Source organism: Luteolibacter sp. (genome assembly GCF_058122085.1).
The window spans coordinates 1-11,814 of the sequence record NZ_JBIKBQ010000205.1; the positions used below are offsets into that span (position 1 = coordinate 1).

The 11,814-nt window shown below is 60.3% G+C and carries 10 protein-coding genes and 1 pseudogene; 2 read left to right on the forward strand and 9 right to left on the reverse strand.

Annotation, left to right across the window (positions count from 1 at the left end):
- Nucleotides 1-307 precede the first annotated feature (307 nt).
- The 8 genes and pseudogenes from AC4DF4_RS18570 to AC4DF4_RS18605 form a co-directional block, all read right to left on the reverse strand.
- Nucleotides 308-1,144, reverse strand: a complete 837-nt coding sequence (locus AC4DF4_RS18570) for an NAD-dependent epimerase/dehydratase family protein (RefSeq protein WP_490049586.1) — start codon at nucleotides 1,142-1,144, stop codon at nucleotides 308-310.
- Nucleotides 1,145-1,146: 2 nt separating this feature from the next.
- The gene (locus AC4DF4_RS18575) at nucleotides 1,147-2,568 is read right to left on the reverse strand and encodes a GMC oxidoreductase (protein ID WP_490049594.1); all 1,422 of its coding nucleotides are present in this window, start codon (nucleotides 2,566-2,568) and stop codon (nucleotides 1,147-1,149) included.
- A gap of 84 nt (nucleotides 2,569-2,652) precedes the next feature.
- Nucleotides 2,653-2,730, reverse strand: a pseudogene (locus AC4DF4_RS18580) (NAD(P)-binding protein); the annotation flags it as partial.
- 125 nt (nucleotides 2,731-2,855) lie between these two features.
- Nucleotides 2,856-3,626: a class I SAM-dependent methyltransferase gene (locus tag AC4DF4_RS18585; RefSeq protein ID WP_490049587.1), complete on the reverse strand. Its 771-nt coding sequence runs from the start codon at nucleotides 3,624-3,626 to the stop codon at nucleotides 2,856-2,858.
- A gap of 17 nt (nucleotides 3,627-3,643) precedes the next feature.
- A complete protein-coding gene (locus AC4DF4_RS18590; protein WP_490049588.1) occupies nucleotides 3,644-5,572 on the reverse strand; it encodes a hypothetical protein in 1,929 nt (642 codons plus the stop codon).
- A 34-nt stretch (nucleotides 5,573-5,606) separates the two neighbouring features.
- Entirely contained in the window at nucleotides 5,607-6,551 is a 945-nt protein-coding gene (locus AC4DF4_RS18595; RefSeq protein ID WP_490049589.1) for a glycosyltransferase family 2 protein, read from the reverse strand.
- 321 nt (nucleotides 6,552-6,872) lie between these two features.
- A complete protein-coding gene (locus AC4DF4_RS18600; protein WP_490049590.1) occupies nucleotides 6,873-7,055 on the reverse strand; it encodes a hypothetical protein in 183 nt (60 codons plus the stop codon).
- On the reverse strand, nucleotides 7,039-7,257 hold the full coding sequence (locus tag AC4DF4_RS18605; RefSeq protein WP_490049591.1) for a hypothetical protein: 219 nt from the start codon (nucleotides 7,255-7,257) through the stop codon (nucleotides 7,039-7,041). The genes AC4DF4_RS18600 and AC4DF4_RS18605 overlap by 17 nt, the downstream gene beginning before the upstream one ends.
- Nucleotides 7,258-7,831: 574 nt before the next feature.
- Here AC4DF4_RS18605 and AC4DF4_RS18610 point away from each other — a divergent pair.
- Entirely contained in the window at nucleotides 7,832-8,533 is a 702-nt protein-coding gene (locus AC4DF4_RS18610) for a VTT domain-containing protein (RefSeq protein ID WP_490049592.1), read from the forward strand.
- A gap of 262 nt (nucleotides 8,534-8,795) precedes the next feature.
- A complete protein-coding gene (locus AC4DF4_RS18615) occupies nucleotides 8,796-9,704 on the forward strand; it encodes a helix-turn-helix domain-containing protein (RefSeq protein WP_490049593.1) in 909 nt (302 codons plus the stop codon).
- An 83-nt stretch (nucleotides 9,705-9,787) separates the two neighbouring features.
- On the opposite strand, the gene AC4DF4_RS18620 is transcribed toward AC4DF4_RS18615, so the two are convergent.
- Nucleotides 9,788-11,743: a right-handed parallel beta-helix repeat-containing protein gene (locus AC4DF4_RS18620; protein ID WP_490049595.1), complete on the reverse strand. Its 1,956-nt coding sequence runs from the start codon at nucleotides 11,741-11,743 to the stop codon at nucleotides 9,788-9,790.
- Between the last annotated feature and the right edge of the window lie 71 nt (nucleotides 11,744-11,814).

Sequence of the window (11,814 nt, forward strand, 5' to 3'; positions counted from 1 at the left end):
AGGTCAGAGGTCAGAGGTCAGAGGTCGGAGGTCGGAGGTCGGAGGTCGGAGGTCGGAGGTCGGAGGTCAGAGGTCAGAGGTCAGAGGTCAGAGGTCAGAGGTCAGAGGTCAGAGGTCAGAGGTCAGAGGTCAGAGGTCAGAGGTCAGAGGTCGGAGGTCGGAGGTCGGAGGTCGGAGGTAGCGCGCTACCGCCGGGAGCGCAGTCAAAGGGATGAGAAACGGAAGCCAAGAAGAGTCGAGACGTCCTCACGTGGGCAGAGTTTTCGCGTTCCTTTGGCATGCTGCCCCGGCGGAGCAGCGCCACCTTTTATTCAAACGGGCGGTAACGGACCCCGGTGAGTGGGGTGATGATTTCAGGATCGGGGTTTCCGTGAACCAGGCCCACGAGGCTGTCACTGCGAAATGGCAGGTGGATGCCGAGGGTTTCCGCGGATTTCAGCGCGATCATCGCAAGACGCCAGTGGACCGGGAGGTAATGGCGGGTGAGATTTTCCCTTCGGGCAATGATTGTCAGGATTTCCGACAGGCCCAACGGATCGGGATGCATGACCGAGAGAACGGCCCCGGCCGGGAACGATTCCTCCGATGCGACATGAGAGACGAGACTTGAGAGGTCCTTCTCGTGGACCAGATACTGAGGAAGCTTTCCCGGCCCGGACAGGGTTGGGATGATGGGGGACTTTGCGACCAGTGTTTCCAACGTGCCCATGACACCGCCGGTTTGATGCCCCCAGACCAATCCGGGGCGGATGACTGCGGCTCCGAGGCTCAGCGCGTGTTTTTCAATTTCGAGTTTGGCTCTTCCGTAGCGCGACCGACACCCGTTGAAGGCGCTCATCGAGCTGATGAAGAGTAATCGGCCAACTCCCGCCGCCTTGGCAGCGTCGAATAACGCGAGGCCGGGTTTGACGTTGCGATCAAGTGTCTCGTTCCAGTTGCGGGGAGTGAAATCGCAGGCGGCGTGAATCAGGGCGTCCACACCGGTCCAGGGCAGTTGGGACGGGTCATCGCCAAGGGCGTAGGAGTGCCACGGTTCCGGGCAGGCTCGGCGGCTGAGGGAGAGGACTTCGTGACCATGGGTGCGAAGGCGGTCCGCGATGCGGCTGCCGACATATCCTGATGCTCCGGTGAGCGCGACTCTCATGGTTAGGCCAGATCGGCGGCGGCGGTTGCGATGCGGTGGGAGTTCGCCATTGTGGTAAAGGTGATGGAAGTGGCCGGAACGCTTGGCAGCACCGAGGAATCGACGATATGAACGCGCGGATGGCCGTGCAATCTGCCGAGCGCGTCCGTCTCAAGTTCACCGGGGTGCTCGCGCATGGGAAAGGAGCCGCCGCTGTGGTAGCCGCTGCCCGGATTGGGAACGCGCAGGCCGGGCAACAGGGGGATCGCCCGCAGTCGGAGAGTCGACTTCAGCAGCTTCCACCCGAGCTTGAGCACCGTTGCCAAGGCGCGCGGGGACGGGCGAATCCGCGAATCCAGATAGACGTTGCCGTCGGGTTTCTTTTTCAGGGTCAACTCGATGGAGCCGGATTCAGAGGAGTGGATGAATCCTTGGGCGACCAACAACCGGCCGAGAAAATGGCGGCGGAAAAAGGAAATCCGCAGCGGCCAGCGCAGGAAGGTCCGCTCAAGCTCATGGTGAAGAAAACCACTGTAGCCGTAAATCTGCATGTGGACCAGATGGCGGCTCACTTTCGCGTCATCCACTTCGATAAAAGCCTGGGCGGCGGTGTGCATGCGCTCGTTTTCCACGCCATGGGTCACTCCAAAGCGAAGCAGGGGATAGATGAAATACTGGCTGTCGATGAGTCGGACGGTCCGGTCGAAGGCCCCAAGCGAGCGGAGAACGATCATGGCGGTGGGAAGGACGCCGGTTCCGAGCAACACCCGTTTCGCGCGGATGGAGAAGGGCTGTTGGGTGGAGGGGCTCACTCCCCGGATGACGACCGCCCCATCCACCGATTCAAAGGTTTCAACGAGATGGTCGGGGTGATAGGTGATGCTGCCGCGGTCGGCCAGTTGGTCGATGGTTTGGGAGGACGAGTAGATCACCCCATAAGGACAGCCGGACAGGCATAGCGCGCAGTAGGTGCAGCCACTTTCCGGTTCCGGAGCCTTGGCCCGGATGGCAAGGCGGCTGCGACCAAACCGGATACCGGTCTTGCTGAGGGATGATTGGTTTTTCTCCAGGTCGGCAAGCAGCGAAAAGCCCTGATTGGAGGGTTGAAGTGGATTGTCCTGGCTCGAGTAGGTCGGTAGGATTTCCTCCAAACCGTCCTTGATTCCCGTGCCGGGGACAAACCGCATCACCGCCTCGTAATGTGGCACGAGATCCCCGAGGGTGATCGGCCAGTCCGCGATGTCCTCCTGCCGGTTGGACAGGAGCGAGGAGCCCCAAATGTTGCTGAGCCCGCCTTTGGCGAGTGAGTGGTTGAATCCCTCGCGTTCATTCCACCGGATGTCAAGATCCGGGAAACTCGATCCGAAACTGTAGGATGAACCATAAGAAAGCTTCGAGTGAACCGTGTCTTTGGTCGTCTGTCGGCTGCCGACAATCAGATTCACATCTCCACTTGTCCAGGATTCGGGTTGATGGCGGGACATTCGGTCCAGCACTTCAAGGCGATCCGACTCCAGGGTTCTGCCCGCGTCCAATATCGTCACGTGGTGTCCGCGTTCGACAAGGGCGTGGGCGGCGGCGGTCCCGGCGGGACCGGATCCGATCACCAGCCAATCAACGAACTCGGGCAGTGGCGGCTTGTGCAACGGGTCGTGGGAAAAGGGTTTTGGAAACCGTAAGCGGCCAGGGGAATGGCTTCAACCTGGATTTCCGGGCCTGTCATCAGTCGGTTTCAAGCCCGCTTGCGGACCCTGATGTGCCAGTGGAGCGCGCAGAGCGGACGGAACGGCGTGAGTAGCCATTCCATGCCGCGCAGCAAAGGAACCATGAAACGGGGAATCAGGTTCTTTTTCGTGACCCCGCCGGAAATCAGATAGGTGAACCACGGGGTGAATGCGAACTCCTCGATGATCAGGTCGGGGAATAGTTTTTCAAAGCGGCCCCGGTCGCGTACGAAGACCATCCATGACAAGGCCTGGTTGGAGTCCATCATGGAGTCCTGTTGGCCGAAGCTCCAGTCCACGCGCGAATCCTCGTAGGGTTCGGGGTGGAAACGGTCGAAGAAAAACCGGGCGAACGGAGTGTGGGCCACCTCGATCATGGTGATCACTCCGCCGGGAAGCAGGGTGCGGTCAGCTTCGGAGAAGAACTTTTCAAGATCCGGAACGTGATGGAGCACGTGCGTCAGCGCAATGGCCTGGATGGATTGATCTGGAAAAGGGAGTTCGCAGGCGTCGATGACCTGGTCCGCGACATCCGGCACGACGTCGGAGGTGATGAATGCGGGTTCGACCTCATCGAGGCAACTGCCGCCGCTTCCAAGTTCGAGAAGGATGCCACCAAACGGGGCGGAACGCACGTCGGCCAGGATTCGCGAATACCAGTCGTCATAACAACCTTTGAGTAGCGGGCGCTCGCGGATGATTTCCTTCTGGCGGGAGAAAAATTCCGGAGAGCCGACCCGAAGGTCTGCGAGCGAGGGTTCAGCGAGGAGGCCAGGCATGGTTTTTGGGGAGTGAATTACCGAATTGGCGGAATCGAGGCGGTGTCTGGTTGCCGGATTTTTACCAGGTGCCATTTCGTGGGTCCGCGGGTGGCGCGCAGGGCGAGATCCATGGTTTCGACGATTTCCGCATCGAAGCGCTTGAGCCATTCGTCCATCGTGATGTTCTGATGGACTGCTAGAATGTATTCGCTCACCAGCACGTGTTCGACACCTTTGTCCCGCAGTGATCGGGTGGTATCCGCGCGGGTGACATGAATGATGCGGCGAGATCCGAAGGGCTTCCAAAGCGAAGTTTCAGGGTCGTCGAAGGTGAGCAGGCCGAGTGTTTTCAAGTCCGGCGGAAGGATTTCCTTGATGGGAGAGAACCCGTCGGCTCTCGCACCATAGACCGAATACACCGTCCAAATCCGCTTGAGTGTGGGGGAAGTGGCGGTGTCGGCGTGGATCGCCCGGAGCAGGGTTTGTGCCGGCCACAAGGGGCGGGGAGGGGTCACCATCACCAACAGGGCTGCGAGGACGAATCCCAAATAGGCCAGCCACCGCCACCAGGTTTTTCGGACCAGTTCGCCCGCCCGGTGCAGACGCAGGACAGGCACCACCAGGAAGAGGTAAAGCGGTGCCAGATAACGCGCCGGACAGCCGAGGCCGGACTGGGTGAAGAAATAAAGCACCACCAGCCATGCGCCGATGATGACGAAATTGGCGGGTGTGGCGAGGGGATGCGTAAATCCGGTCCGGTGGGGTGGGCGCAGCCGATGCCTTCCTAACAAAATTGCGGCCAGCAGCAAGCTGACGCCGAAACCAAGACCGGCTCCTTCCTCCATTTGGATTTCCGGTAGGGTGAACGGGATGCCACCTCCTTCGAAATGCATGCGAAGCGTGTCCACCCATTCGCCGGGAATCACGTCGGCGAGCCATCGTTTCCAGGCGCCGGCGATCGGGAAAAAAGTGGGGCTGAAGTTCTGGAGCGTGATCATCGCCCCATTGACGCCGAGGTGGAGAAGCGGCTCGCCGGTGGCCATTTGGACCGGCTCGACGGCCAGCCCTTTCCAATCCCCGCAGTATTTGAGGTTGAGTAGGGAAGTGGGCACCAGGGAGACTGAGAGAGCCAGCAGCCCGACAAGGAATGTGGGAATCGGTCGCCGGAGCAGGGTGAGGGTTGTTGGAATCATCGCGAGGCCCCACGGCAGGAGAATCAAAAGATTGAAGCCCTTGGAGGCGGTCATTAGGGCGGCGGCGAGGATGGTAAGCCAAGCGGATGGAGCGGAGCGCTCGCGGGCGGCCCGCAAGGCGTAGTCCATGGCGGCAAAAGCCAATGTCGCGCCGTAAAGATCGTTCCCGATGCTGCCAGCCTGGAGAACATAACAATAACCACATGGCAGGATCCACATCCAGTGCCATGCCACTTTCCTGCGGACGCCAAGGCCTGTTAGTACGCGGAACGACAGCCCGGGAAGGAGAAGAAAGGAGACGGCGTTGATCAGGAAGAAAAGATGGTCCGTCCGGGTAAAAAGGATCAGGGGTGCCGTGAGCCACTCGAACCCACTGCCGCGCGTGTTGAGCCGATGGAAATCGGTGTGGATCCAGTGCCACTGGCTTTCGGCAAGCCAATGCAGGACCCGCGGTGTGCGATAGGCGAGCGCGTCGTAGTTGGCTGGCGGGTGCAGGATGCCGCCTGCGACGGCGAGCACCGCCACTACCGCGAACGCAAGCGGGAAGGCCCGCTTGAAGCGTCGCGCGCGAAAACCGGTCCGGAGCCGGGGGCTTTTTTCCCACCACCACCACCAACCTGCCGCCGCGCCGGACAAAGTCAGAACAGCCGCGTAGCCTGCGAGATTCAACTGGCCGACTGCTGACAGCAACCATCCGGTCGCATTCAGCAGGGTACACAAGATCACCCAGACGGCAACCGGTGTGAGTGAGGGGCGTTGAGCAGGGTTCATGGGCCAATGGGTTTATACCGGACCGTCGCAGGATCTATCGATCGCTCCAATGGAGCAACTGCAGCGCGTGATTGAAGCGTTGTCCCGCGGCCAGACCATCAAGAATCACGGCCACCGAAAAACTCAGCATCGAAAGAATGGACAACCCGGTGGCAAGGATCGCCAGCGGGATATGCAGGATTTTACCCGTGTGGACATACTCCATGACCGGATACGCGCCGGCAAGAAGCGCCGATAAGGCGAAGAGTAAAGAACAGAGACTGAAGAACAGCATCGGCCGGTATTTGACGAAAATCGAGAAGATGGTTTTGAGAACCAGCATCCCATCCGTCAGGGTATTGAGCTTGGAAAATGAGCCTTCCGGGCGGTCGCGGTAGTCGGTGGGCAGCTCGATGATGGAATAGCCTTTGTCGAGGGCGTGAATGCTCATCTCGGTTTCAAGCTCGAAGCCATCCGAGAGAATCGGATAGTTCTTCACGAAGCGCTTGGTCATGATGCGGTAGCCGGTGAGGATGTCCTCGAGCGAGCCGTTGAAAAGCGAGTTGATCAGCTTGCGGACCAGGTTGTTGCCGAAGTCGTGGAGCGGGCGCTTGTTCTCGCGGCTGTAAACGCCGGAGTCGTGGCGGTTGCCGCAGACGATATCGGCACGGCCGTCCAGCACCGGGGCGAGCAAAGCCGGGAGGTCGCTCGCGGGGTAGGTCATGTCCGCATCCACCATCACGTAAATGTCAGCATCGACCTCCATGAAGGCCTTGCGCACGGCGGCGGCCTTGCCCTTGCGGGATTCTTCCATCAGGCGGCCCTTGCAGCCGAGTTCCCGATAGGCGGCGCGCGCCAGTTCGTTGGTGCGGTCTTTGGAGGCGTTGTCGATGACGTAGATTTCCGCCTCCGGACACACGCTGAAGAAATCCTTCATCGTGTCCACGATGGTCAGTTCCTCGTTGTAGGCGGGAAGGATGATGGCGATGGTTTGTGTCATAGGGGCAGAGCGATTTTGGATTTTGGATGTTGGATGGAAGAGATGCTTCGCAGCGGCAGCGAATTGGAAAATCAGGTAGGGCGAGGCCGCCCGGCACTACCTTCCGCCGCATGGCGGTCTGAATGCCTGTCTGAACCGCCGAGACGCAAAGGTCGCCAAGGGACGCGGAGAAGAGGGATTTTGAATGGGAGAGGAATTGTAGCGTCGCTCTGTGAGCGTCGATGCATGTGGGAAGAGGTTTCCGTCCGAGACACCGCAACACCGGTTGACTGAAACACCGGCTAGCCGCCACCGCAATGTGCAGGGATTTCCCGCAGAAAGTCAGGGTTTCCAATGCTGGCCGGAGAATCGGACCGGCTTGGGTGGGTGGGGGAGTTGGGCGAGATGGCTGATGAGGCGCAGGTAGGCCGCGATGGGCAGAATGGGGGGGCGCTGGTGAGGAAGCGGCACGCTGCGGGCCAGTGCGAGGAATGCCGGTTTTTCTTCTTCAGTGAGCCTTGCCATAAGCGTGTGAGAACTCCTCAAGTTTATCATTGAGATCGAAGAGAGACAGATAGTCTGCAATCAATTCCCAATCGATGGGGATCGCGCAATCCCCGGCGTGACGAAGCATCTGGAAGATGTCCGCCCAATCGCGACTTTGGCGCGAGGGGTCGTTGACAAGAGCCTGGATCTTCAGGCCGATCAGACCGGTGATCGCCGCCACGAGCCGTAACGTCGTTCATCGGGCTGGGCTTTCGCGTTCCTTTGGCATGCTGCGGTGCAGCGCCACCTGCGCGGGGTCCCTTTTCTTTTCTTCCCGATCTGCCGAAACACCGGACTCTTGGTTCCAGGCACGCTACCGCCCTTGGTTGCGGCCCTACGGGGGCTCTCGGGCGACCGCAGGGCAGGGCGGGTGCCTGAGAACCCTCAGACACTCACGCGGGGAGAGTGGTTTGGCCAATGTATTGTTCAAGAAAAAATGAACAAATAATCAACCCGCATCGGGAGGCGGCGAGCGGGTGATTTCAGCGGTTCCGGCAAGGGCCGACGCATCTGACAATTCGAGGTGGAATTTTGCCGCAAGGAGGCGCGATACGGGCGCAAAAAAGACTGAGACATTCGCTCATTCCGGCAGTCGGGTAATGACTGGATGGCGAGTTCAAATCTCCGCACTCTCCATTTTTTGCGTTTTCTTGCGCCTTCTTGCGGCTGAAATCTACAAAATCATTTTGGCGCGTCCGGCCCTGGCGGTTCCAGAGCTTGCCAAGGTGGCGGCGAGTGTGGAGGTTCTGCGGCGGATGGAACCCTTGAAAAAGTTGCTGGCGCACCGGCGGGTAAGGATCGGGCTGGCCGGCTTGTGCGGGCTGGCGCTGGCCGGCGGGCTGCTGGCCTGGAAGGCGGGGGTGGATCTGGCGGGTTTGAAGGCGGGGTGGGACCAGGTGAACGCCTATCTGGTGAAGAACCCGTGGGCCTTGTTTCTAGCACTGGTGGTTTTGCCCGGCCTGCCCGTTCCGACGAGTCTTTTGCTGCTGACGGCGGGGGTGGTGTGGCGGGAGCGGCCGATGGTGGCCTGCGGGTTGTGCCTGCTGGCCTTGGCGCTGAACCTCACCTGGACCTACTGGCTGGCGGCGGGGCCGGCACGGCGGGTGGTCGAGAAACTGCTGGCGGCGACGGCGATCCAAATCCCGGAACTGCCGCGCGGCGATCATTTGAAACTGATCCTGGTGATGCGGCTGACGCCGGGAATCCCGCTGTTTTTCCAGAACTACCTGCTAGGTTTCCTGCGCGCGCCGTTCTGGCTCTATCTGCCGATCTCGATTCTGTGTACCGGCGTCATTGGCAGCGGAGTGGTCCTCAGCGGCGCGGGGCTGGCCGATGGCAAGCTGAAATGGGCGATCACGGGGGTGTCGTTGATCGTGTTGGGAGGAGTCCTCACCCACCTGCTCCGCGGGTGGCTGGCGAAGAGAAACCTGAAGGCGGCGCAAGTCGAAAGTCGGTAGGGCGCGCTCCGCCGTGGGGTGAGGAAGAGTCTGAAGGTCTGAAGGTCTGAAGGTCTGAAGGTCTGAAGGTCTGAAGGTCTGAAGGTCGGAGGTCGGAGGTCGGAGGTCGGAGGCGCAGCGCTTGATGGACTTTTAGACTTTTAGACTCTTCGAGGTCGAAGAGTCGATGTTCCCGAGAAAGGGAGAAATGCAATGTGGAACAAGACCTCGTTCTGGTGTATGGGTTCAATCCGCGATTTTTTCGGATTTTGAAAACACGATCATGAATGAGAAAGCATGGGCGCAAGCCCAAGGAGACGGGACGTCGCAGCCGGGGTGGGTTGCGGAGCAGATTTCGCTGTTCACGGCGGCGGTCGGCGTGAAGGTCCGCTTCGCCTCGCTATTGGGAGAGGCGAAGCTTATCGATTGCCTGGCGGAGTTTTGCAGCGTTTTGCAGTCGGAAGATCACCGGAACCAGACGGCTTGTCAGGCTTGGTATGAAGACGAGGTCCGGATGATCCAGCAGTCGAGCCGGGCGATCCGGCTCCGTTGTCCGATGAAGCTGGATTACCTGTGGGCGCCGGTTTCAAAAGGGGGCGAGCTTTACGGTTTCCTTCACAGCGAGCCGGTGATGCAGGATGGTCGCCCGGACGGCCATGAGCGCGATGGGAAGGAGGCCGGGTTGTCTGGGGAGGGGGAGCGAGAGGCTCCTGACGGAAAACGCCGCGGGAGGACGTCCTTGCCGGGCATTCACCGGGTGAAAGCCGCCCAGAGCGACGGGCTGCTGCTGCTTTTGGAACTCATGGGCCAGCGATTGGGGGCTCGTTTTCATCAGGAAAAGCGCCTGCCGGTCGCTCTCAGTTCCGCCGAGGGATTGGTGCGTAGGGCGGAAGCGGTGCTGAGCTGCCGGTATCATGAGGATGTCTCGACCTGTGACGTGGCGGGCGAACTCCAGGTTTCCGAATCCCACCTGTGCCACGCGTTCCAACGGGTGACCGGCGGCACGCTGCGCCAATACCTCAACGAGCTCCGTTTCACCGAGGCCTGCCGACTGCTGAAAGAACACCCGCAGCTGACGGTGGGCGAGGTGGCGTTCGCCGCTGGATTCCAGTCGCTGTCGCGGTTCAGCGAGCAGTTCCGGCGGCGTGATTTGCCGAGTCCGGGGAAGTGGCGGCAGTCGGGGGGCGAGTGAGGGGGCGCGGGGGAAGAGTGAGAATGAAAGATGGGTGGGGGAGGTGTTACGGTGGTGGCGGAAAGGTGGCGCCGGGAGCGCAGTCAAAGCGGGGAGAAATGGGGGAGTCCAAGGAGAGCCGGGAGGTGTTCGCTTGGGCTGGGATTTCGCGTTTCTTTGGCTGGTTCCCCTGGCGGTGCGGCCTTACCTGCACCGCCTTCGTCCACCGCAACAACGGGCGGTTCAGTCGCAGTCGCAACCGAAACACCGGCGAGGCGCAGGGTCATCATGCGGCGGGATTGGGCAGTCATGCTCACGGAGTCCTGGACTTTGGTGATTTGACGCCCGCCGAGCACCGGACCCGGGACGATGCTGCCGCCCGCATCGATTTTCACCCAGGCGGCTGCGCCCGTCTTTTGGGCGATCAGGGTCCAGTTGACGAGGTCGCTTGAGGCCAGCACCTCGTAAACCACTTCGGCGGGTGCCGTAGCGGGGAGGTCGATGACCAGCACCAGACGGTCGGCGGCCACGTCGAGCTCGGGATCGGGCATACCGAGGGGGCCGTCGTCGCCCGTTGCGGCTGTGGGATTGCGGCCTAAGGCATATTCCACGAAGTTCGCGCTTCCATCGCGATCGAAGTCAAACGCGTCCGCGGCATCTCCGGAGTTGGTGGGTGATCCGAAATAATCGAACCGCCATTGCTCGATCTGCGAGAGGACGGGCATGGGCGATGTCCTGACCTGCAGGCTCTTGGATGCCTTCGACTCGTTGCCCGCCGCATCCAAGGCTGAGATCTGGTAATCGTATTTTGTCGAGGGCTTCAATCCGGCATCCGTGAATCCGGTCGAAGCGGAGACCCCGACCTCCAGCCCGTTTTGATAGATTTTATATTCCGTGACCCCCACATTGTCCGTTGCCGCTCCCCACGCGATGCTGATTTCAAACGCCGACTTCGCAATCAGGAAAGGTTTCAGCGGTTGCGACGGAGCGGTGGTGTCCGGAGCGCCCGTGCGGATCTCGGTGACCTCGCTCCTTGCGGATTGAAGCCCGGCGGCGTCGATGGCGATCACAGAGTAACGGTAGCTTGTCAGCGCGGCCAGGCCGTCATCGACAAACTCGGTTTCCGTGGTGTTGGCACGGCGCGTTCCGTCCCGATAGACATCGTAACTTACCACGCCCACGTTGTCGCTCGCAGGGCTCCAGCTCACGCGAACGCGGTTCCAGGCGATGAGATCCGCGGCGGTGTTTAGCGGTGCCGACGGGGGCTCCGCATCCTGCCAGTAGGTCTCGAACGCGCCCATGTCCGACGCCACGCCCTGGGGCCGGGGCCGCCCGAGGATGTCGGTCGCCACTTCGGATAGGTTCATGCCCGCATCGACGACCGGACTCATGGTGGAGGTGGAGTAATCGTCCGCGGTGGTCAGGTTGAACCGTGGATCCGCGCTGATGCTGTGCAGGTCGAATCCGGTGGCCGCGCGCCAGGTCTCGAGGCTGGAATAGGTTCGCACGCCGTTGCTCAGTTTGAGAACCCCATCGGGGCGGTAATAGCAGTTGTAGTCGCTGAAGTTCCCGCCGGTGTCGCCGCCGTTGTCTTGTGGGATGACAAGGTCGTTGGCATTGGTGCTGCCATACACGATGTTGTTGAACACCCGATTGTTCTTCAAGGTGAATCTTTCGCGCGGAACCCCTCCCAGCCAAATCGCCGTATTCGTGCTCGTGGTAACGATGGTATTGTGATAGCAGCGGGTGTCGTCCGACCCGGAAATGGAGATGCCCGCGTAGGGATTGATGATCAGCAGGTTGTTGTAAACGGAAGCATTGTTGCTGATTTCCACGAAGATCGCGCACTTTGTGTTTTCGTGGAAACGGTTGTTCCGGATGACAATCGGATTTCCCGAGTGGCACCCGTCGAACCAGACGCCGTTTCCATTATTGTGGGAAATCTCGCTTTCTTCGATCGTTCCGTTGGTGTTTCCGACGATCTTCAAGCCTCCGGCATGCCACCATTGATTGAAATTCCGGTAGTTGTTGCCGTTGATGGCGCATCCTCGAGGGGAAATTTTTCTTTCCGTTAAATTGTTAAAATCTCAGCGGGCTGGCTGATGGACATTTGATACGAGAACTTGATCTC